Annotated in this window: 18 protein-coding genes; 4 read left to right on the top strand and 14 right to left on the bottom strand. The window is 57.9% G+C overall.

Annotation, left to right across the window (positions count from 1 at the left end):
- Positions 1-28: 28 nt before the first annotated feature.
- Positions 29-988 carry an AAA family ATPase gene (locus tag UH5x_RS15845; RefSeq protein ID WP_482632974.1) on the bottom strand — a complete coding sequence of 320 codons (960 nt, stop codon included), beginning with the start codon at positions 986-988 and terminating at the stop codon, positions 29-31.
- A gap of 639 nt (positions 989-1,627) precedes the next feature.
- On the bottom strand, positions 1,628-3,184 hold the full coding sequence (locus UH5x_RS15840) for an arylsulfatase (protein ID WP_482632973.1): 1,557 nt from the start codon (positions 3,182-3,184) through the stop codon (positions 1,628-1,630).
- Between the two features lie 370 nt (positions 3,185-3,554).
- Here UH5x_RS15840 and UH5x_RS15835 point away from each other — a divergent pair, with 370 nt between their 5' ends.
- Both UH5x_RS15835 and UH5x_RS15830 read left to right on the top strand, forming a co-directional pair.
- The gene (locus UH5x_RS15835) at positions 3,555-3,746 is read left to right on the top strand and encodes a hypothetical protein (protein WP_047816858.1); all 192 of its coding nucleotides are present in this window, start codon (positions 3,555-3,557) and stop codon (positions 3,744-3,746) included.
- Between the two features lie 79 nt (positions 3,747-3,825).
- A complete protein-coding gene (locus tag UH5x_RS15830; protein ID WP_482632972.1) occupies positions 3,826-4,683 on the top strand; it encodes a pirin family protein in 858 nt (285 codons plus the stop codon).
- 53 nt (positions 4,684-4,736) lie between these two features.
- Here UH5x_RS15830 and UH5x_RS15825 read toward each other — a convergent pair whose 3' ends face one another.
- The 4 genes from UH5x_RS15825 to UH5x_RS15810 all read right to left on the bottom strand — a co-directional run bounded on the left by UH5x_RS15825 (position 4,737) and on the right by UH5x_RS15810 (position 7,590).
- Positions 4,737-5,183: a GNAT family N-acetyltransferase gene (locus UH5x_RS15825; RefSeq protein ID WP_482632971.1), complete on the bottom strand. Its 447-nt coding sequence runs from the start codon at positions 5,181-5,183 to the stop codon at positions 4,737-4,739.
- A 122-nt stretch (positions 5,184-5,305) separates the two neighbouring features.
- Positions 5,306-5,557, bottom strand: coding sequence for a hypothetical protein (locus tag UH5x_RS15820; RefSeq protein ID WP_047816860.1), 252 nt, complete (start codon positions 5,555-5,557; stop codon positions 5,306-5,308).
- On the bottom strand, positions 5,554-7,005 hold the full coding sequence (locus UH5x_RS15815; protein WP_047816861.1) for a YeiH family protein: 1,452 nt from the start codon (positions 7,003-7,005) through the stop codon (positions 5,554-5,556). Before UH5x_RS15815 ends, UH5x_RS15820 begins: the two co-directional genes overlap by 4 nt.
- A gap of 72 nt (positions 7,006-7,077) precedes the next feature.
- Positions 7,078-7,590 (bottom strand): MarR family winged helix-turn-helix transcriptional regulator, encoded by a 513-nt coding sequence (locus UH5x_RS15810; protein ID WP_047816894.1) that lies wholly within the window; start codon positions 7,588-7,590, stop codon positions 7,078-7,080.
- A 284-nt stretch (positions 7,591-7,874) separates the two neighbouring features.
- Between UH5x_RS15810 and UH5x_RS15805 the strand changes: the two genes are divergently transcribed.
- A complete protein-coding gene (locus UH5x_RS15805) occupies positions 7,875-9,314 on the top strand; it encodes an FAD/NAD(P)-binding protein (protein WP_482632970.1) in 1,440 nt (479 codons plus the stop codon).
- A gap of 50 nt (positions 9,315-9,364) precedes the next feature.
- On the opposite strand, the gene UH5x_RS15800 is transcribed toward UH5x_RS15805, so the two are convergent.
- Positions 9,365-10,957, bottom strand: coding sequence for an ABC transporter permease (locus UH5x_RS15800; RefSeq protein WP_047816863.1), 1,593 nt, complete (start codon positions 10,955-10,957; stop codon positions 9,365-9,367).
- A gap of 160 nt (positions 10,958-11,117) precedes the next feature.
- On the opposite strand from UH5x_RS15800, the gene UH5x_RS15795 reads away from it, so the two are divergent.
- Complete coding sequence (locus UH5x_RS15795) at positions 11,118-11,918, top strand: DUF1559 domain-containing protein (RefSeq protein WP_482632969.1); 801 nt, start codon at positions 11,118-11,120, stop codon at positions 11,916-11,918.
- A 132-nt stretch (positions 11,919-12,050) separates the two neighbouring features.
- Here the strand turns inward: UH5x_RS15795 and UH5x_RS15790 are convergent, their stop codons facing one another.
- From UH5x_RS15790 to UH5x_RS15760, 7 genes are all read right to left on the bottom strand, one after another.
- Positions 12,051-13,055: a class I SAM-dependent methyltransferase gene (locus UH5x_RS15790; RefSeq protein WP_047816865.1), complete on the bottom strand. Its 1,005-nt coding sequence runs from the start codon at positions 13,053-13,055 to the stop codon at positions 12,051-12,053.
- Positions 13,052-14,185, bottom strand: a complete 1,134-nt coding sequence (locus tag UH5x_RS15785; RefSeq protein WP_482632968.1) for an ABC transporter ATP-binding protein — start codon at positions 14,183-14,185, stop codon at positions 13,052-13,054. The genes UH5x_RS15790 and UH5x_RS15785 overlap by 4 nt, the downstream gene beginning before the upstream one ends.
- Entirely contained in the window at positions 14,182-16,503 is a 2,322-nt protein-coding gene (locus tag UH5x_RS15780; protein ID WP_482632967.1) for a hypothetical protein, read from the bottom strand. Before UH5x_RS15780 ends, UH5x_RS15785 begins: the two co-directional genes overlap by 4 nt.
- Positions 16,500-16,850 carry a hypothetical protein gene (locus UH5x_RS15775; RefSeq protein ID WP_482632966.1) on the bottom strand — a complete coding sequence of 117 codons (351 nt, stop codon included), beginning with the start codon at positions 16,848-16,850 and terminating at the stop codon, positions 16,500-16,502. The genes UH5x_RS15780 and UH5x_RS15775 overlap by 4 nt, the downstream gene beginning before the upstream one ends.
- A gap of 24 nt (positions 16,851-16,874) precedes the next feature.
- Positions 16,875-19,256, bottom strand: a complete 2,382-nt coding sequence (gene ppk1, locus UH5x_RS15770; protein WP_482632965.1) for a polyphosphate kinase 1 — start codon at positions 19,254-19,256, stop codon at positions 16,875-16,877.
- Positions 19,253-20,494 (bottom strand): c-type cytochrome domain-containing protein, encoded by a 1,242-nt coding sequence (locus tag UH5x_RS15765; protein WP_482632964.1) that lies wholly within the window; start codon positions 20,492-20,494, stop codon positions 19,253-19,255. The genes ppk1 and UH5x_RS15765 overlap by 4 nt, the downstream gene beginning before the upstream one ends.
- A 227-nt stretch (positions 20,495-20,721) precedes the next feature.
- Positions 20,722-22,449: an ATP-binding protein gene (locus UH5x_RS15760; RefSeq protein WP_482632963.1), complete on the bottom strand. Its 1,728-nt coding sequence runs from the start codon at positions 22,447-22,449 to the stop codon at positions 20,722-20,724.
- Positions 22,450-22,744: the final 295 nt, after the last annotated feature.

The raw sequence follows: 22,744 nt of genomic DNA, 5'->3' as shown, positions 1-22,744 counted from the left end.
AAGGTGGGCAATCGAAAGCAAACTCAGTTCAGACAGGAACCACGTTCTTCAGCAAGGCATCAATCACGTCCGTGCGGGTCACACCGGCCGCTTCGGCTTCGTAAGTCAAGTGAACTCGGTGAGCCAAGCAAGCCGGTGCCATGGCGCGGATGTTGTCGGGCGAAACGAAGTCTTGACCGGCCAACCAAGCATGGGCGCGTGCCGCGGCGTCGAGTGCCAGCGTGCCACGAGGGCTGGCACCAAGCCGAATCCACTTGGGCAGGTCGCCTTCGTAGCGATCCGGGTGACGGGTCGCCATGATCAAATCCACCATGTACTTCTCTGCGGAGTCGGCGACATGAATGGCACCCACTTCCTGTTGGGCGTCGAAGATCAACTGTTGCGAGATCGCATCGGTTGATGCGGCGGCCGCGCCCGTTTTTTCGCCACGCACCAGTTTCAAGATGGCTGCTTCGTCCGCGTCCCCGGGATAGTCCACGCGAACATAAAGCATGAAGCGATCCATCTGGGCTTCGGGCAGTGGGTACGTGCCTTCTTGCTCGATCGGGTTTTGGGTGGCCAGAACCATGAACAGTTCCGGCAGTGTGTGCGTTTGGGAGGCGACCGTGACCTGTCGTTCTTCCATCGCCTCCAAGAGGGCGGATTGGACCTTCGCTGGGGCCCGGTTGATCTCATCGGCCAAGATCAGATTGCCAAAGATCGGGCCCTCTTGGAATTCAAATGTGCCGTTTTGTTCACGATAGATTTCAGATCCGGTGACGTCGGAAGGCAACAGGTCGGGAGTGAACTGAATGCGTCCGAATTGGCTGTCGACCAGCTTCGAAAGAGTTTTGACAGAGCGAGTTTTGGCCGTGCCCGGAAGGCCTTCCATCAAGACATGCCCCTTGGCCAACAAGGCGACCAAGATTCGTTCCACCACGGATTGCTGACCAATGACGGCCGCATTCATCGCGTTGGCGATCTGTTCGATTGTTTCCCGCGGCGTCATGCAATTGTTCCAGTGGAGAAGAGGAAGGATTGGTTGTAATGGCCTCGCTTGCACATCGCAACGTCGTGGGGTGGACGCCATGGAAAACGGCCTCGTCCCAGGATCGGGTTGAGGCCGTTGATGCAGAGTTTCGCGGCTCAGCGGATGAGTTTCAGCCGATCGCGATCAACGAGAGCCGACCTAAGCAGGTCGGCAGGAATGATCGGGTATAACCATGTGAGCCGTTTGGGCGTTAGGCTGGGCTGCGAAATGTTTGATGTTGGCGTTCGGATAGCGAATGCAATTTTTCTTCCGGCTCGCTGTCTTTCTTCATCCCGGTAGGGATGTCAGATGGTAGCCGGGGGTTGCTGCGTAGCAGCGTACCCCCGGAAACCGAGCGTCCCAAAAACACTCTCCATCCCGCCGTGGCCAATGGCCACGGCGGGATGGAGAGTGGTGGCGTGGGGGTTGCATGTCCGTCGGTGGCGCTATCGCTTACCGACGGCTACCATCTGAAATCCCTACCGGGATGAAAACTTGCGCAAACGAATGTGTTCCGTCACACCAAATATTTCGGAGCCCAGCGCCAGCCCCGGTTTTGCGTGGGAACCGTGGCGAACGCCAAACGGCTCACTTGCCCGATGACTCATGCCGACCTGCTTAATTGCGTGGCGGAGAGATCTGTTCGAGTTTCTTGATCCACTCTTGGGCCTTCAACGTTTGATAGTTGATGCCCGCCGCGCTCAGGCTGGATCCCGATTGCCAAGGGTACTTTGGAATGGTTGCCATGAACTGCTCGATGTAGTTCTGCACGGGGACGAAGGTCCACATGTTGTCGGCGTACCAACGGAAGTATCCCAGCGTGCCTTCTTTCCACATCTTTTCGTAGGGGTCGGCGCGAAGGTTGATGATCAACGGCCAGCCGGGAACTTCCCGTGTGCCTGTGGCGATGTTGCCATCGATGGTCGCGAAGTGGATCTTCCAGTTCTGGACACGAACGGCGTTCAGGTCACCCCCTTGGCTGAAGTAGTAGATCTCTTTTCGAGGACCCTCTTTGGCATCACCCTTGAAGAAGGGCAAAAAGTTGTAGCCGTCCGGGTGGACTTTGAACTCTTTTCCGTTGGCACTGTAACCCTTCTTCATCTTTTCGACCAATTCAGGCTCACCGGCGGCAGCGGCGAAGGTTGGCATCCAGTCCTCTTGCGAGATGATCTCGTTGACGACGGTGCCGGGCTCGATCACGCCCGGCCACTTGACCAACAAGGGGACGCGGAAACCGCCTTCCCAGGTCGTGCCTTTTTCTCCATGGAAAGGCGTGATTCCTCCGTCGGGCCAGCTGAACGTTTCGGCTCCGTTGTCCGTGCTGTAGACCACGATCGTGTTGTCTTCGATGCCGAGGTCTTTGATCTTTTGCAGCACTTTGCCGACGTAGTCATCGTGCTCGACCATTCCGTCGGGATACAGCCCGATGCCGGTGCGACCCTGCGATTCTTTCTTCAGGTGAGTCCACACGTGCATGCGGGTCGAGTTGTACCAGAGGAAAGCAGGCTTTTCGGATTTGGTCGCTCGTTCGAGGAAGTCCATCGCTTTGGTGTGGACCTCCTCGTCGATCGTTTCCATGCGTTTCTTGGTCAGCGGCCCGGTGTCTTCCAAGCGGCCATCGGCGAACGAGTGGATGACGCCGCGGGGTCCGTATTTCTTTCGGAACTCAGGATCCTTGGGGTAGTAGTAGGTTTCGGGTTCCTCTTCGGCGTTGAGGTGATAGAGGTTCCCGAAGAATTCATCGAACCCGTGGTTGGTGGGCAAGTGTTTGTCTCGGTCGCCCAAGTGATTCTTGCCAAATTGCCCGGTGGTGTAGCCTTGCTCCTTCAGCACGTCGGCAATGGTCGGTGTCCAATCTGGGATCCCGTGTTCACTGCCTGGCATGCCGATGGTCAGCAGTCCGGTGCGGAATGGATGCTGGCCAAGGATGAACGAGGCGCGTCCGGCAGTGCAGCTTTGTTGAGCGTAGGCATCGGTGAACATTGCGCCTTCTTTCGCAAGGCTGTCGATGCTGGGCGTCTTGTATCCCATCACGCCGTGGTTGTAGGCACTGATGTTGTGGACACCAATGTCGTCACCCCAGATGACAACGATGTTGGGTTTTTCCTGAGCTTGCGATGACAAGGCGGGGAGAACCGCTGCCATCAGCAAGAGGCATCTTGAAAGAACGGGCATCGAGGGGCTCCAGGAGAAGTCGAAATGGAGAAGACGAGAGATCGGAGAAGCTGCATTGTTGGTGTTGGTCAATTCACGGGCAACCTGATGGAGGAAAATTCACAGACGCTTCTTCCCTCCGAACCTGAACGAATCAGGAGTGATTTTGTCGTGGTGTCCTCGGATGTGACGGAAGGGGCAAGCGATCAAATTGGGAGACGATGGTGTTAGAAAAACGTGTGAAAGCGTATAAATCGAGGTGAGTCCGCCCGCGAATCGCTCGAAAAGCGTCGGTTTTCGGGGGATTTTGCTCCTTGAGTCAGCCTCCATCGGTTTCCTGACATGACTCCTGGATGAAAGCCACCTATTAGCACCAGTGAGTGAAAAAACGATGGGACAATTTCAAGGGTTGTGGCGAGACACGAAGATCGTGTGGATCGTGTTCGTCTCAATCATCTTTGCATTCTCGATTTTTGTGTCTTGGTACTACTTGTTGCTGTTGCCGTGTTTGCCGGTTTCGTTCGTGTATTTCGCGTTCATTCGCTACGACGACGAGGGCAACGAGAAAGGTGATTTCACCTGAGCGAGGCGGGAGACTTGTTGCTGCTTGGGATCTCGCGTAGAAGGGAGTGAAATCGGACGTCGCACGCGAGAGAAATGCAATGAAATCGATTCAGCGAATCATTCGTGACGTTCCGCAGCACTGGGTGGGCGACGGTTTCCCGGTACGAAGTTTGTTCTCCTACGCCGGTGGCAATGAGTTCGATCCGTTCTTGTTGCTCGACTATGCCGGGCCGCATGACTTTGCACCCGAGGAAGCAAAACGCGGTGTCGGCGAGCACCCTCATCGCGGTTTTGAAACCGTCACGCTGCTCTACCAAGGCGAATTGGAACACCGTGACTCCAGCGGCAGTCAGGGCACAATCGGACCCGGCGATGTGCAGTGGATGACGGCGGCCTCTGGCGTCGTCCACGAAGAATTCCATAGCCGCCGATTCGCAAAAGCGGGCGGGACGCTGGAGATGGTCCAGCTCTGGGTGAACCTGCGCTCAACGGACAAGGCCGCACCACCGAAGTACCAAGATCTGCGGGACGAACAGTTCCCTCGAATTCCATTGCCCAGGGACGCTGGAACGGTTCGCGTGATTGCGGGCGAGCTGGGGGAAGCGAAGGGGCCAGCCAGCACGTTTTCGCCCATCAATTTGTGGGATGTTCAGCTCACTGGAAACGCGGCGGCCACGTTGACAGTTCCTGAAGGGCACACCTGCGTGGTCATCGTTCAAAGAGGCAATGTTCGCGTCAATGAGAGTTCGATGCAGGCGGTTGAGTTGGCGCTGATGGAACGGTCTGGCGACACAGTGGTTTTGAATGCGGAGTCAGAAGCTCGCGTTTTGCTGATGACCGGCGAACCACTTGGCGAGCCCGTGGTGGGGCAGGGGCCGTTCGTGATGAACACGCGAGAAGAAATCCGAGCCGCCATCACCGATTACCAAGCGGGCAACATGGGCCACTTGGACTGAGCGATCTCGTTCAGTGCGGTGGTTGATTGTGAGCGTTGAAAAACCACTTCGGATCACGCGGTTGCGGGGGCTTCGTATCGCAAACGCAGGACGGGGTGGCCGGATGGCGGATGTGGTTTTTGTTCCAATGAAACGAAACCGTAGTGTTCGTAAAAGCCACGTCCAATGGAATTGTCGACGAAGACCTCCAGTTCCAAATCACCGCGAAGCGAAACGGCGTGGTCCATGAGTTGCCGACCGATGCCGCGTTTCTGATGCGTTGGGGCGACAAAGATGCCGCCGACTTCATTGCCCAGCAGAGCCAAGAATCCAACGACAGCCCCGTCCACTTCGTCGACCCAGGTTTCTGCGTTGGGAAGGTAGGTCGTCGCAATGTTTTCGCGTTCTTGCGCGAGAAACTCAGGGCTGAGAAAAGGATGAGCCACGATCGAGGCCGACATCCAAGCGTTCAGTAATTCGTCCAAGTCCGTGGGTTCGTATTTGCGTATCACTGGATTCATTCCATGGACCGTTGCAAGCGTCGTTGCACCAAAGACCGGCTTCGGTGCGATACGGCGGTAGTGACAAAGGCCGAACCTCGAAGGTTCGGCCTTTGTTTGGATGACTTGCAATGCAGCCAACGTTATCGGTTGGGGCGATTGCTTTCCTGGCGGAGTTCTGCCAGACGGTGCTTGGCCAGGATGTCGTCCATGACGTCCAGTTCTGTGTAGTACATCGCACTGGGGTCGATGCCTCGGTCATCCAGCCATTTCAAATGCTGACGCATTTCGGGCTGGCGAGCGTACGCGGGAAGGACGACCAGCCAGATGATTGACAGCAGTGCAATCAATCCCGCCAGTCCGCCGATCCGGTAGCAACGTTGACGAGCAATCATGGCGACACCGTGTCAGCGAAAACGACTTTGAACATCAAGTAAGCCATTGCCAGTGTCAAAACCAAGTTGAGCGATTGACCGCACACGTACAAAACAAGTGGCTTGCCGCCTTTGAGTTGCGGTAGCAGTTGGCGGAAGTTGGTTTCCAATCCGATGCTGACAAACGCGAGGCAGAAGAACCATCCCCGAAGCGTTTTGGTGGAGCCGCCGATCATCGCGTTGATGAGTTCGGGGCCATTGGTCATCGAAGAGTAAAGCACCGAGAACAGGATCGACATCGAGACAAACCCAAGCACAAATTTCGGAAAGCGGTACCAGATTTCGGAGATCCCGATCTTCGGACCCGTCGGATCTCGTTCCACAAACGTGACCCAGTAGATCGCCACGCAGAACGCGGTCACACCGATCAAAATGTTCTGGATCATCTTGACCGTGGCGGCGACTTCGAGTGCTTCATCACCCAGCACCGCACCGGCGGCAGCCACGGCACCGGTGGCGTCAATCGTGCCACCCAACCAAGCACCTCCCAGGATCGGGTCCATTCCAACTGCGGTGATCACAGCGGGCATCACGGCCATCATGATGACGGTGAATCCCAGCGACAGACCGATCGAAAGGGACAGCTCTTCTTTCTTGGCTTTGCAAGCCGCGGCGGTGGCGATCGCGGCGGAGACACCACACACGGACATGTCGGCGGAGATCACCATGTTGAGCGATTTGGATTCAATTTTCAGGACCTTCTGGCCGAACCAGTACGTCGTGATCAAGACGAAAGGCGTGACCAACCAAGCGACGAACACGCCGGGCAATCCCAGTGCCAGCAAGCGGCTCATCAGCACTTCGGCACCGAGCAGGACCAAGCCGGTCTTGATAAAGAACTCGGTCGAGATCGCTGGTCGTAGGAAGTCAGGTGTGCCGACCGTGTTGCTGATGATCAATCCCACCAGCAGCGCCCACAAGGCATATTCAAGGTTGTAGGCTTTGACCACCGATTGCCCGGACATCCAATACGCCAGCGTTGCGAGCAAGAACACGACGGGGAAAGCGGCCAAGAAAGCCGAGGCGGATTTGCCTCGCATTTGATTCGCGAAAGCAAACAGCGAGCCGATGATCAAGAAGACTCCGAGGATGCCTTGCCAGCTCGATGAGACAGCGTCGAGCGGGTTGTCGGTCCACTTGCCAGGTTTTGCCAGGAACGGTTTCAGTGGGCTGGTGACGCTCACGGATTCACCCGCCGCGATGCTTTCGCTCAGACCCTCGGGTTGGCCAATCCAAACGGCTGCGAACGCGATCAGAAGCAAGAGGGCGGCACACCAAATTGCCCACCAGTCTTCGTTGGTCGTCATGTCTTTCCAAAGACTCGGCCGCGGTGGCGGGGTGGCGATGGCAGAGTCATCGCCAGCGGATTCGAGGTCGCTGTTCTCGGAAGAAGGTGAGTTGGCGTTCATTGGCGGGAATGCAGGTAGGAGGGAAAGGGCGGGAAAACGGTTCGTAGAAAGCAGAGAGTGACTGAGACGAGATCAAAGACCGGAGCTGGAAAGCGATTCGCTGGCGCGACGTTCGACCGCTTTGTTCATGCTGGTTCGCACCAACTGTAGCAGGCGAATCAGCTCCTTCTGTTCGCGACGTTTCAGTTCGCTCATGACTTCATGTTCGAGTTCGCGAAGGTGTTCGACAATCGGGGTGACCAGTTGGCGGCCCTCTTTTGTGATCGCAACATGGACCGTGCGGCGATCGGTCTCGGATCGCTCACGCGTGACGAGTTCACGTTTGAGCAGTCGGTCAACGATTGCTGTGATGGCTGGGACGACTTGGACCAGTCGCTCGCCGATTTCACTGCACGTCAACGGGCGGTCTTCCATGTCCAAGATGCGGAGCAGGTTGTACTGCGAGAAGGTCAGGTCGTGCTGGCGAAAGAAACGTGTCAAATGATTGTCGAGTTGGTCGCCCGTGCGCACCAAACTCACAACGGCTTCTTGATCCACGCTCGCGAAAGGTTGGCAGCGGTGAAGTTCTTTTGACAGGTCGTTCATCGTTGGAACCAAGCAGGGGAGTTGGCAAAGGCGGGAGAAGGACCGGAATCAGTCGGCGGCTCGTCGCTCAAATGAGCGATCAGGCGCTCGCCGTCGGTGACAGTGAGCGAAACCGTTGACCCAAAAACACTTTATCGGTAAAGTATTTGCGGATCAAGCTCTGATGCATCCTGTTTTTCGCCGATGCTGTCGAGATGGTTCTTCCCGCCCTCGCAATTTTATTGCTGTGCAATGCGTCTCCCTTGGATGCATCGCGTCCTAACCTTCTCCAAGAGTTTGTCGTTATGCCAACCACGGCCATTATCGGTGGCGGGTTCAGCGGAACGCTGGCCGCCGTCAATCTTGCTCGCTTTGCCACAACGCCTCAGCGAGTCGTGATTGTGAACTCGGGGCGTCCGTTTGGTCGCGGGACCGCTTATGGAACCACGCGCGGGGAGCATTTGCTGAACGTCGCGTCGCGGAACATGTCAGCGTTTCCGGATCAGCCGACGCACTTCTTCGATTGGTTGCGTTCGCGGTGCGAGTTCGATGCGATCGATGATCACACCCTGCGAGAGATGTTCATCCCCCGTCGGGTCTTCGGTGATTATGTCCGCGGAATGGCAACTCACTATTTGGGGACAGCGGACCCGCGATCGAAGGTGAATTGCGAGGTGGTGGAGGATTCGGCCGTCGATGTGATTCCGCGTGGCGTCGATCCCGGTTCGAACCAAGGCGGCGTCGTGATGTTGGAAAATGGCGAGCCGATCGAGGCGGAATCCATTCTGCTGGCGACCGGCAACCAACCACCGGCCGGGTTGCCCGGTGCGAAGAGACTCGCCAATGATCGACGTTACTGCGGCAACCCTTGGAAGGACTGGCACGAGAATCTGCCGAGCGAAGACCAGCACATTGTGATCCTGGGAACCGGCCTGACCGCGGTCGACGTGATCGTGACGCTTCGCAACAAAGGGTGGAACGGGAAGGTCACCGCGATTTCGCGAAACGGCATGCTGCCGCAGCGACATTTTCGCGGCATCGAGTGGCCGCACGCGATTCCCGATGACGGGCAAACACGTTCGCTCAAGGAATTGGTGAAATTGATTCGCCAGGATTGTGAGCGTCTGCGAGGTGTCAGTCAGAACCCGGCGATCGCGGTCGACAAATTACGGGGGCGAACGCAGCAGTTGTGGAAAGCATTGACACTGGAAGAACGCAAGTTGTTCTTGAAGAACTATTCGGCGGATTGGAACGTGATTCGGCACCGCATCGCGGGACCCATTCATGACGCGATCACTGATGCACTGGATTGCGGTCAGTTGACGATCACACCGGCGACGATTGAATCGCTGGCGTCGGGTGAGCATGGGATCGAGATTCAGATGGTCGATCGCGAGGGAACGGCCCAGCAGATCGAGGGTGACTTGGTGATCAATTGCACGGGGCCGAAGTCTCGGTTCTCCGATTCGGCGTTGCCGCTGTATCGCAATTTGTTTGAGCGAGGTTTGGCGCGACCGGACGACATGGACATGGGAATCGCGGTGACGGATGACTTCACCGTGATTGGGAAAGACGACGTCCCCACGCCGTTCATGCATGCGATTGGCCCGATTTTGAAGGGCACGTTGTGGGAGAGCATTGCGGTGCCTGAGCTGCGCCAACAAGCGTATTTGGTCGCGCAGTCGATCTTGCATCAAGAGCCAGTCGTTGTTTCTGGTCCGGACACGACGGAATACTGCATCTGATCTGTCTTCTCGAACGATGATCTCAGGTTCTGGGCGAGCAAACCGCCGCGTCACTTCTTTTCGCGAGCGGCCAGGACAGCTTCGGGGGTGGCGGTCTTGATTGCCAGCGATCGTCGTCCGACGGTGGCGATGGAGAGCAAGATGGCGATCATGCCGCAGGTCGCCAAGGATCCGATCAGCAGGTCGGACACGCTTCGTTCGACAATCATGCCGATGGTCCAGACCCAGTTGGTGATTTGCCAGGCGGAGTAATCGTATTGGCGGTAATCGTTCAGATGCAGCCCGATGGCGTAGGGCACCAGCGCGGTCAGCACGGCGACCACAATGAACGCGGCCAATCCAATTTCGACTCGCGGGTTGTTGTTGATCCGGACCAACGCCACGATCCAGCGGACGCAAAACAGGAACACGACCAAGTACGACGTGTAGGCGATGACCAAGTGAAACAGCATGTTCATTGCACCGGCCGGGGCTCGCATTCCCACGACTGATTCGGTTCGATAGGCAGCGAGCAACAGCACCGATGAGACCAGGACCGATCCAAGGCTGGCAAACACGAGTCCCGTCGCCGGGCCGGGGGTCAGGAAGGTGAGTGTCAACCGACTGAGGAAGTTGCCAGGCAGTTCACGTTGAATTCGCGGGGTCAGGCTGTTGGATTCAGCCGCCATCATCGATCCTGCGCCGGTCCAGACACCTGCCAGTGTCAATGCGACCGGGAGCCACAGGATCATTCCTTCCTGGTTTTCGCCCGGGTTCCACTCCATTGCAAAGGTCGCCAAGCCAACGAGCGTGGCAGTGAGCACCAAGATCGACCAGCGGATACCGCTGGACCGGTTTTCACTTTCGGGCGTGAGTTGCGCGGCGGTGGTCGTGAGCAGCAAGTGGCTGATGCAGGCCGCGGTCAGCAGGCTGGCGACGAAAATGAACGCGGTCCAACCTGCATCCAAGGGATTGCCATACCAAATCAGTGCCACCGCAGCGGCTCCGACCAAGTACTCACACAGCATCAAGACCATCAACACCACGAGCAACGTTGAGATCCGTCCGGTCCGACCGCGAGCGAGCGGTGCAAACGACAGGGCAACCACAGTCAGCAGCAACCCGCTGGCGATCAGCATCGCCATGATCAGTCCCACGGTGGGCAAGTCGATGCCACGCAGCGTGTAGGCGTAAGCCACGCAGGGAAACAGCGTGATCAGGTACAGCATCATCTGCAGCGAGGCGCTGGCCAGTTTGCCCATCACGATTTGCCAGGCACTCAGCGAGGTGATCGAAAGCAGTTCCAGTGTCCCGTCGTCGATTTCGGCTTCGAGGGACCGGTAGGCCGCCAGCGGAACGATCAGCAGCATCGGCACGGCGAGCACGAAGTAGTAGCCGATCAACAACCGAGGTGCTGAGGGCGACGTGTAGATCTGGGGCATCAGCATCAGACTGCCGATCACGGTCCATGCGAAGGCGGCGATCAGCAGGACGGAGAAGGTGACGACAAACTGCCGGCTCTTGAGGGCTTGGCGAGTTTCTTTGATCAGGATCGGATTGAGTTTGTCGCCTGTCCGCTCGGCCCACTCGTCTAAACGCAGCAACCACGAGGCCACGTTTTTTGAGACGGACGCATTGGGTTCCGAAAGCGATGCGGTGCTCATGCGATTTCAACAAGAGAAGAAGGATAGGTGTCGCCCTGAATGATACCGGGTTTTGCCGGTGAAGAGGGAGTTCGAGCGGATGCTCTCGCGTTCAGCACGTTCATCCGCGAGCAGGGTAGAATTTCGACAGCACTTCCAATCCTCGAACTTCGAGCTCGTCATGTCCGGTTCGCCTGATCCCCTCGTTCCTGAGAATCCCTACGCCGAGACGATGCCGGTGGAGGCTCAGGTGGTTGGGCAGAGCGGTTTCAACTCGGGATGTTGGATCGCTCCCCTCTTGGGGTTCGCGTTGGTGGGGGTGCTTGTCTGTGGAGGCGTCTTGGTAGGCCTCATGCTTCCAGCGGTTGAGGCGGCACGTGAGGCGGCTCGACGAATGAGTTGCAGCAACAACATGAAACAGATTGGGCTGGCGCTGCACAACTATCACGCCGCGTACAAGCAATTGCCACCCGCGTACACAGTCGACGAGGATGGCAACAAACTGCACAGTTGGCGAGTGGCGATTCTGCCCTTCATGGAGCAGCAAGCCCTGTATCAACAGATTGATCTTTCGAAACCATGGGATGCGCCGGAGAACGCAGGGGTGGCATCCACCGTGGTGTCCGCTTATGCCTGCCCTTCCAAGGTGGGCGATCCGTTGATGACCACTTACGTTGCGGTGGTGGATCCTTCGGGCATGTTCGAGGGCGCGATCCCGACAGAGTTCAAGCAGGCGACCGATGGTTTGTCCAACACCATTTTGTTGGTCGAGACCGAGCATGAAAACGAGGTCCACTGGATGAGCCCTGAGGACATCGACCTGCAAACCTTGTTAGCTCGATCTGAGGACGATTCTCACCAGGGTGGTGGGCACGTCGTGCTAGGCGATGGGGCCGTGCAGTTCATCACCAATTCCATCGAGGTCGGGCTGTTGGAGGCCTTGGTGACCAAGGATGGGGGCGAAGGATTTTCAGGCCTCTGAGGAACCGTTCGGAATTGAGTTTGGCTGTTGCGAAGCGGCGCGAGCCGCCCGGTGTGTCACCGGAGGGCTCGCGCCCTTCCGCTATCTTTTGAAATCCCGAAGTTGTTTTCGAATGGTTCCTGCGCCAATTTGTCAGCTCGTGCGAGTGATTCGCCAGCACCGGTGAATGCGTCGATTGCGGAAGTCTTCCGGGACGGTTTGCCGGCTGATTTCGTGGACTTTGGTTCCCGGGAAAGCGGATTCGTCCATCTGAAATTGTCGGTAGTTATTCGAGAAGTAGAGAACGCCGTCTCGCGAGATGTGCTTGAGGGTTTGCTGCAGCAGATCCTTGTAGTCGTCTTGCACGACCCAATCCTTTTGGGTGCGTTTGCTGTTGCTGAACGTAGGTGGGTCGACGAAAGCGACATCGAAAACAGCGGTGGCAGGAAGGTTTTTGATGAATGCCATCGCGTCCTCGGCGATGAATTCGTGTGAGTCGCCTCCGAACCCATTCAGGTGCATGTTCTCTTTCGCCCACGTCAGGTACGTGTTCGACAGATCGACGGTGGTGGTGGATGCGGCACCTCCATCGGCGGCGTAGACCGTGAACGAACCCGTGTAGGCGAACAGGTTGAGGAATCGTTTGCCAGTGACCTCGTCACGGACCATGGACCGCGTGATCCGGTGATCGAGAAACAACCCCGTGTCGATGTAGTCCGACAAATTGACTTGGAATTTCAGCCCGCCCTCGTGAGCTTCGATCTGGTAGTGACGGCTGGCAACGGTTTCGTGCTGGGCGGTTCCACGTTGTCGTTTGCGTTGTTTGAAGAACACTTTGGAACGCGGCACATCCAGCGTCTTTGCGGCAACCTTCACCATGTGTTCCAGCCACACCGTGTGTTCGTCATCGCTGCGGTCGTGGGGGCGTTCAAATTCTCCGATGTGCAAGTGGTCTTCGTAACGATCGACGACCAAGGGGACTTCGGGGACATCACGCTCGTACAATCGGTAGCAGGTGATGTCTTGTTTGGTGGGCCAACGGCGGAGGTGCTTGGCGCGTTTTCGAAGTCGTGCGGCGAACTCTTCGCTTTGTCGCGCGGTGACTTCGGGCGAGGGCAGGGGGGTGACGGGTTTGGGTGGGGTAAAGAAATCGCTCATTGAACCAGACCTTCGGTGACCTGGAGGAAGACATCCTCGAGGCTCTTTTTGTGTGCGGCAACCTCAGCGATGAGAAACCCTTGTCCAATCAACCAGGCGACCAAGTTGGCTTGATCACGAACATCACCTTCGAATTCGAATCGCACGAGTTCGCCATCGACGACGACTTGGGATGCGGGAGGAAGGGATTGATCGCCGCTGTTGGCGGATGACGTTTCGACGGAGGCGCCGTTGGAATTCGACGTTGGGGTGGAATTGGACGTGGGGGGTTTAGAAGATTGTTCGGCGAGATGCTGGCGGATCAAGTCCCCCGCTTCGCCTGCGCGTTCGAGCACTCGCAGAGTGAGTTCGCGATGTTGGGCGCGTTGACGTTGGATGTCTTCGACGCTGCCGGTCGCCAGCAGTTGGCCTTGTTCGATGATGCCGACGCTGTCGCACATCTCGGCCAGTTCAGTCAGGATGTGACTGCTGATCAAGACTGTTTTTCCGCGATTGGCCAATTGGCGAATCATTTGTCGCAATTGAATTCGGGCTCGCGGGTCCAATCCGGCGGCCGGTTCATCGAGAATCAAAACGGCGGGGTCGTGGACCAAGGCTCGGCCGAGACAAAGACGTTGCTTCATGCCCTTGCTCAAGCCCCGAATCGGTTTGTCTTTCATGCCGACTGTGCCGGTGAATTCCAGCACCTCTCGCAACCGCCGGGTGCGATCGCGACCGGTCAAGCCGTAGGCACGAGCGAAGAAGTCCAGGTACTCCTCGCAATTGACGTCGCGGTAGGTGCCGAAGCTGTCGGGCATGAATCCCAATCGGCTGCGGACGAGTTCGGGGTCGTTGACGACGGAGAACCCATCGACGAACGCATCGCCAAAGCTGGGCAGATCCAACGTCGCGAGGATTCGCATCGACGTGGTTTTTCCCGCACCGTTGGGGCCGATGTAGCCAAACACGTGTCCCCGACGAACCGAGAACGAGATGTCATGGACGGCGTGTGTCTTGCCAAAGTAGCGGTGCAGTCGGCGGAGTTCGATGCAATCGGCGGTGCCGGAGTGGACTCCGGACATGCTGGGGTTGTTCGGCGACGTGTTCGCGGGTTGCGAGGTCGATTGGGAGTCTTGCGAAGTCGTGCTCATGGCAGGTCTCCCATCACAAAGTGGATGCTGTTTTCGATGGAGATCCCCTCGATCGCTGGGACGTCGTCGGACAACTCTGCGAGGGCGATGTAAGAGCGATTGGGAAGTGACTTGCCCAATTGCATTCGTTGCTGCAGTTCGTACTCAAACACACCATCGGTGGGTGCGGCGGTCAGGCCGAGTGTCGATCGGATTTTGTTGATGACGTCAAATGTCTCGGTCAGCAAGCGGCGACGCGCTTGGCCATTTGTGGAGTCGGATTGACGGTTCGTTTTGGAGTTCACTAACCATTGGCGTTTGTACCAATCCCCCATCAACTTGGACGCGTCGAGGGAGGTGACCAGTTTGGCACGAGCGGATTCGCCCGAGCTGACATCGTCCGCCAGGAAGAACAGCCCATCCTGGTCTCGGATCAAGACGCTTTGCAGGTCCAGTTCGCATTCGTTCTTCAGTTCCACACTGACTCGTTTGACGGCGTCCGATTCCGATTTTGTGATGCGGACCGTGCCAAATTGATCGCGGGGTTGTTCGACCACGAACTGGCGTTGTTGGCGACTGGGGAGCAGTCGGCTGGAGAAGCGGATTTCGTCGTCGGTGACGCTCACTGTTCCGCGGGGATCGAAACGTTGGTTGATTCGGTCTTCCCAGCTTGTTTCTTCATTGTCGAGCAACAGCGTCACGGACGCATTGGCTGGGAAACGCAGTCCGTTGGAGGGACGAATGCCGGCGAAATAGGTTGAACGCGTTCGAGACATGGCGTCGCCGTCGGCGTTGGCCCAAGTGATTTGTCGGGCTCGCAGTCGCGTGCCGAACCCATCCGCGATGATTCCGTATCCCATCATCGCGACGGTGGTGGCAATGGCGAGTACGGGAGCGATCAAGAACATCAGGTAGCTGCGTCCGCTCTTGGTCGTTTTTCGGTAAGCCACCGGTCCGACCAGGATCACGAACAATCCCAGGAATCCCATGAAGGTGTAGACCGGGGGTTGCGAGACACCGGGGATCATCCATTCAAAGAAGCGTTGGGTGCCGATCATCGGATCGACACCGCGACGCAGGGTTCGATGGGCATGGAACCCGAGGAGGTTTTTCGTGGTTCGCCAATCCAAGATGCTGACGGGTTCATCGTCTTCATGAGCGGGCAGTTGGATGAGCAGGCCCGCTTGCAGTGGAAAGGCCTGCATGCCCATTTCCGTTCCCAGTCGAGTGTTGGCATTGTTGGCAAAGGCATTCGCGAATGAGCGACGAAATTTTTCAATTGCGTCGATGCCTCGCTGAGTCGCCTCGTCGACTTGTTGGTTGACCGCATACATGCGGCCCCAGTTGTTCGACATTTCTGCTGCGCCGGTGCGAAGCGATTGCAACGCGGAGATGGCGTAGGCATCGATGGTGGCAGCATCCAGAGTCGAGGCCGAGGAACTGATTCTTTGAATGTCGTTTTTTTGCTCTGGTGGCGTCCCACGGATCAGGACCACGCCGCCACCACGGACCCACTGCATCAGGGGTTTCCACCAAGACGGTTGTTCGGCCTGGAACTTCAGGTAGTCCTCTCGGTGAATGACCACCGCATCAAAGGGGAGCCACGAACGCCAATCGAGAGGCAGTTCATCGGGAGCGTGTGACTGGACGGCAACAAACGGTTCGTTGACTCGGCCGTCTTCATTGACCCGGAGTTGTTCGGGTTGAAGCACGTCGGCGTCCCACTGCATGTCGAAGGTTGATTCGATCAGCGATTGCAGGGATTTTTCGCGGAGGTCCTGGTCTTGCTCGGAGTTGATCCAGATCAATCGCCAGCGCAGTTCGTTGCGAATGCCTTCATTGATCGCGGTGTATCGCTGGAGGGACTTGCCGATTTCATTGGGGACTGGGGTGATGGATTGCCCGTTTTCCAAGATCGAAACTTCGTAGGCGTCCCCGTAAGATGTTTTGGGAACGTGCCGGACGATCGTTTGCTGGGTCGACTTTTCGGGGATTTGGAATGGGATTTCCACTTCCAACGCCGACTGCGGTGGGCTGTGCCCGTCTCCGCGAGGACTCAGCAGCAAGGTGAAGTTGAGATCGGCCGTGGTGGGGCCGCCCGTGGTCATGAAATCGATCTCGACACGCTGTGTTTCAGGGATGTCGGGGGCGGAAAGACGGACGTTGATTTGGTACCCCAGCCGATTGACGCGGCCACGCGGGAATGCCGTGCCGTTGTTGCCGTCGTTGATCCAGAGACTTTGACCGCCCGGGGAGGGCTGTGCCAAGGCGTTGGGCGAAACAAATCCGGTCAGCAGGCAGGCAGCCATGACCCCGAAAGCAAGCGTCGAGCGATTCATAGTTCTCTCTCCCGAGGCTTGAGCAACTGCGGCGGCAATTCGTCTTTGGCGAACGGGCTGCCTTGTCGAGATTGGTCGACGCGACCGATGGTCAGCCGCGCGACCAGCCAAGAAACCAGAAAGGCAAACGCGGCGATGGCGAAGAAAGCGGCGAAAAAGCCGAACGCAGCAAGAGCGGCTTTCGCAAAGACGGCTCCGTTGCCCGCCGCTCGTGTGATGGCGGCAAGGAGGGCAGCGACTGCCGTGATTGCCATCATCATGCGGAAGGAAATGCGAGGCAGCACACGGCTGCGGATGACCGGTTGGATCGACGGCGTGGGCGTGATGATCGGTTCGGGGGCAGACATGCGCTGTGTCAATCAGAGACGAGATCAATCAGGACGATGAGTTTCGAAAGTCGATTGCGAGTCCTGTTTGGCTGCTTTTCGATTTTCGACCACCTGATGATACAGTGTCTCCTGAACCCGCATGGGGGCCTGGTTCTTGCGAGGCCTCAAACGCTGGTAACTTCCGTCCGGCTGCATCCGCCACGCGTTTTGGTTGTCGCGGAAATACAGTTGCAGGGTTTCGCGAAGACGTTTGCGGGCTTCGGGATCGATGACGGGAACCAGGAGTTCAACGCGGCGGTCCAGGTTGCGAGGCATCCAGTCGGCACTGCTGATGAACATCTCGTGATCGCCACCGTGGCGGAAGTAAAACGTTCGGGCGTGTTCCAAGAAGCGGTCGACGATGGAAACGACTTCAATCGTTTCGCTCATCCCTGGCACGCCGGGTCGCAAGCAGCAGACGCCACGAACGTTGAGGCGGATCTTCACGCCCGCTTGGCTGGCCAGGTACAACGCGTCGATGACTTCGGTGTCCACCAAGGCGTTCATCTTGGCGATGATCTCGCCCTTTTGTCCTTGCCGGGAACGTTCCGTTTCGCCTTGGATCAGCTCCAGGATTTGACGCCGCAGCGTCAGCGGTGCCATGCCGAGTTGTTGCAGTGGTTGCGGTTGGCTGGCCCCCGTGACGGCGTTGAAGAACATCGTCGCGTCGGTGCCCAAGATTTCATCGCAGGTCAGCACCGAAATGTCGCCGTACAGGTTGGCGGTGACCTCGTTGTAGTTGCCGGTTCCGAAGTGAACGTAGCGGACCAGTCCCTGGGGTTCGCGGCGAACGATGATGCACACTTTGGCGTGCGTTTTGAGGCCACGGATGCCGTAGATGACCTGCACCCCGGCCTGTTCCATTTCGCGAGCCCATTCGATGTTGCGGGCTTCATCGAAACGAGCTTTCAGTTCCACGATCGCGGTGACGTACTTGCCTCGCTCGGCCGCTCGCATGAGCGCGGCCACGATTGGGCTGTTGCGGCTGGTTCGATACAGGATTTGCTTGACGGCCAGGACGTCTGGGTCGACCGCGGCTTCTTCCAGCAATCGCACCACCGGATCAAAGGACTCGTAGGGGTGCATCAGCATGATGTCCCCTTCGGAGATCGACGTGAACATGGACTCGGCGGGATTGATCTTGGGGCTTCGTTGCGGCGGCCATTCCTCGTCGCGAAGGGAGTTCATGCCCTTCAGGCCATGCAGCGAGAACAGATACGTCAGGTCCAGGGGGCCATCGATGTCGAAGACAAACTGCGGGTCAACCTGGAAGCTCTTGATCAGATAGTCGCGAATATCGGGATTCGCGTTGGCATCGATTTCCAGTCGAACCACGTCTGACAAGCGTCGACTTTCGAGGACTTCTTCCATGCCGCCGAGCAAGTCACCCGCACCGTCTTCGCGGAGTTCAATGTCCGCGTTGCGAGTGATCCGGAACGGTTTGCACTGAATGACTTCGCGACCGGGGAAGAACTCGTTGACGAAATGTGACACCAGATCTTCCAGCAGCGCGTAGGCGTAGCCTGATTCGGTGGGTGATGTGTCCACGCTGTTTTGGGGAGCAGTTGCCTTGTCGATCGGGGCCTTTTCGATGGGCAGTGGAATGACACGTCCGAGGGTGCGTCCGAGTGGAATGACCGCGAATTGAGTCTCGGGAGCTTCGTCTTTGGAGGCGGATGAATCGTGGGCGAGCGAAGCTGGTTGCTTGGACGATTCGTGCTGTTTTTGGTTTGACTGGACTCGATCCGCAAGGGAGTCCGTTGCCGCTGGTGTCGGTTGAGGGCCGATCTCATCGCCCGGGCTCAGCTGCACACACAGATGGATTCCTAGCCCGGGCAGCATGGGGAAGCGTCGGTCGTGCAGGGCTTGGGGGGACAGGACTGCCAGCACGTCGCCGCGAAAATGGCGTTCTGCCGCCGCAAGCGAGCGGTCGCTGCATTCGGCCGGGTCGATTTGGTTGATGTGATGTTCGCTGAGCAACGGCAGCAGTTCGTTTTTCAGCAACTGGTACTGCCGGTCGACATGAGCTTGGCAGCGTTCTGAGATCGCTTGCAACTGTTCCGTCGCGGTGCGGCCGGATGGGTCACGCCGTCCGCCACCGCTCATCGCTTGCAGTTTCAAACTGCCCACGCGGACCATCATGAACTCATCCAAGTTCGAGCTGGTGATCGCCAGGAATTTGGCTCGTTCCAGCAATTGCACCGCTGGATCATCGGCTTGATCTAGGACACGAGCGTTGAATTCCAGCCATCCCAGTTCGCGATTGATGAACCGAGGAGCGTCAGCGAACGAGTCGTCGACCTTTCGCCGCGACGTGGTTTTGGAGCTTTTGGAAGGGCGTTTGCCGACGGACTGGGAGGGCTCGGGGTCGTGGGACAACGTCAAACTCGCAATGGAAATGAAGTGAACTGGGCGTCAGGGAAATCGAGCCGACCGACTTGGGCGGTCGAGTCCGTCGGGGCGGCTTCCCCCGTGATTTCGGGCGAGGCTTCTTCAAGTGAGCTCTCGGGGATGGTCTCCGCGGCCTCTTCGGGAGGCCAAGGTTGGCCCAGCAAGATGCTGATCGCCTTGGGATAGAAGTCTTTCCCGTAGGTCAACTCGCCGCCTTGGTGTCCCACCGCACCCACCATGCCAGCGACCACCAATAAACCGATTTTCCAAACGTTTGTCAGGCGTTGGTGGCTCGCTTCGTCGTCGCTTCGCAAAGATTTCAGAGCGATGATCGCGAAGATGCTGGAGAGGACCGTCACGATGATGGCGGACCAGCGATGCCAAAACAGCTCCGAGTCCAAGTTGATTTTGGTCCAGGAGCCGTAGCCTTTTTCGACCGAGAAAGACCATCCCATCATCGTTGCCACAATCGCGGTCGCGGCACCCAGCAGCAGGCAAACCAAGGGGACTTGGGTGCCCAGTGTGGGCCATTTCCAACCCAGCACGACAAACAGTCCGCCGACCAGGAACAAGGCGATGGGGAAGTGAACGGTCGCGGGGTGCAGGAACCCTTGGAACGACCAGACCCGAGCCAGCAGCCCTGCCTGGGTCGGATCGATTCCTTTGCGAATGCCATCGGCGAGCTCAACCGGTTGCCCCGAGCCGTCCAGGTCAGGTTGAACCAGGTGGGCATCCTCCGGCCAGTTCGCCCCTTCTTCGATCCAGATCCGAATCAAGGCCAGTTCCGCGGGGGCAAGCGGGCCGCCGTGGCTGCGTGGAGGCATCAGCATGTCGTCGTCTTCGCTGACCAGGTAATCGATGTACATCGAACTTGATTCCAAGTCCTCTGCCTCGACATAGCCAAAGACCGTGTCACGATCATCGACCCGGAAATCGGCTTTGGCTTCTTCGGCGCCGTGGCATTCCAAGCAGTGCTGCCGGAAGATCGGGGCAATGTCGCGTTCGAAGTTCACCACCAGGCCCTCTTCGTCGACCGCCATCCGGATCGCAGCGGCCTCAGCGGAGTCCTCTTCGGCGGCGTTCGCCACGTGGGGCCCCAGTTGCAGGCAAAGCAAGGGCAGGAGGGATAGCAGCAGGAACAAATCGCCACCGCGGGTGGTTCGTCCGGGGCGGGTGGCGTTGCGGCGGAGTGGAGATTTGAGCATCAGCAGCAAAGAAGAGGTGATGGACATGATGGAAAGCAGAATGGAGGGCGGGACTCATTGAGAAATGAGCGAGAGGGGGGCGGCTCATTGTACCGGCGAACGAGCCGCCGCCAAACCAGGATGGCGTTTCAGGCATTCCTCCCGTCCCTTGATGAATTCATCGCGGCCGCGTTCCATCGGGCAAGCAAAGGGGAGCCGTTTTGCCGTCTGAAGCTTTGCCGTCTGAAGCACTGGGCAACGGCCTCGCGCAGAAGCTACATCACGGAGAAGTAGTTGTCGCAAGCGAAGTCGAAGTACTCCTTTTTGAGCTCCACTTCGAGGTTGTTGTAGAGGCAAAAGTTGCGAACTTGCAGCAGTAAATCTCGCGGTTGGCAGTTGCGGAACGGGCGGTCGACGGCCAAGTAGTGAGTCTTGACCAAGTAATCAATCGCCTCCGCGTTGTAAGGAATCTTGGTGACTTTGCACATGATTTCAAACAGCTTGCGGAAGTCGGCCTCGGGCGGGTTCTCGACTTCAATTTTATAGGGGATGCGGCGGAGGAACGCGTCGTCGACCAGGTCTTTCGGTTCCAGGTTGGTGCTGAAGATGACCAATTGGTCGAACGGGACCTGGATCTTCTTGCCCGATGCCATGTTCAAAAAGTCATAGCGTTTTTCCAGTGGGATGATCCAGCGGTTGAGCAGCTGGTCAACGGACATCTTTTGACGGCCAAAGTCATCAATCACCAGCGTTCCGCAGTTGCTTTTCATCTGCAGGGGAGCTTCGCTGATGTTGCTGGTCGGGTTGTTCAGAACCTCCAGCATCTCCATCGTCAGTTCCCCACCGGCGACGATGGTGGGGCGTTTGATCCGCACCCAGCGTTTGTCAAAGCTGCCGGAGTTCAGCAGGCCGCCGGAGGTTTCCGGCATGGCGGCTTCGTGGTTCATCGGGTCGAAGACACGCAAGATGTCGCCGTCGATGTCCACCGCCCGCGGGATCCAGATGTACTTGCCAAAAGCGCCCGTGACCCGTTCCGCAATCGAGGTTTTGCCGTTGCCGGGGAAGCCAAACAAGAACATCCCGCGACCGCTGGCGACCGCGGGGCCCAGTCGGTGAAGCATTTTGGGGTTGATCAAAAGGTCACTGAAAGCCCGCTGCAAGTCGTTTCGTTTCGGGTATTGCCCCTCAATGGTTTGAAGTTTGACGCTCTCGATGTAGTCGGCCAATCGAACGGGGCAGCTTCCATGGTAAGTGGAGTCATGGAGGTGATTGCGGGCGATCGCACGGCCGGATTCAGTGAGCACATACACGTAGTCATTGGTGGCGGTCGCACTTTTGTAAGCGACGGACTGATCCATCTTCAGCCGTTCCAGGATGGGCTCGATCAACCGAAAGGGCAGTTGGACTTGGTCCGCGATGCGACGTCCTTCCGATTCGCCAGCGTTGAGAATGAAGCGGAAGATGATCGATTCGACGAGAGTTTCGTTGATATGGCCAGTCACAATCGAATCAGGTTCCACGGGCCTCCACGGTTCGTCGCGATTGGGCTGGTATCCAGCCGGCTGGGTCGGACGCGGGCGTGCGGGGCTCGGCCGGTTCTGCTCCGGGGAGCGATTTTGTCCCTGCGGCTGGCCTGGAACGGGAGCGGGGCCGCGGGATGCGAGCGGCGCCGCGGGATGTGGCGGACTGTTTCCGGCAGCAGCTCGAGGGGCAGCGGAAGATCCAGGACTCGGGGCAATCGGGGAGGGGGTGCCAGCGGCGGCGGAGATGGAACCGGGTGTGCCTGCCTTGTTGGGTGAAATTCCGGCGGACGGGTTGGTGGCCGATTCCGAATTCGCAGTTCGGCCGCTGGCTGCCGCCCCGGGATGGCCCGCCCCAGGTGACTCCCCGCCACCTCGGGTTCCCCCTGCTTTCTCCCCGCTCAACGCGTGAATGCGATTGATCAGAGTATCCAATTGGCTGTCGATGTTTCCGGAAGACGGGATTCCCGAGGACTGACTCATGGCAGATTCGCTGTAACTGACGTGAAAGAACGAAGAGAGGGCCGAACGGGCTGGAACCAACTGGGCTGTCTCGACTCAGGCACAAAGGAACGTGGCGTTGCCAGTTGTTCGAAGGGGAGCCTGGAACCGGCTGCTGCTCGCGGTTTGTGGAGAAGCAACAGTCAATTCATCGACCTTTGCTGCGGTCACACGCTCTTGGAGAGGGGGAAAGCGGAACAATCGGCACGAAACCGGAACCGTTCAAGGCAACTGGACCAACTTCTGGAAGATCTCCCCAAAGATTCTTTTGTTGCTC

The organism is Rhodopirellula sp. UH5 (assembly GCF_056839225.1).
This window is presented reverse-complemented; position numbering and strand designations above follow the sequence as displayed.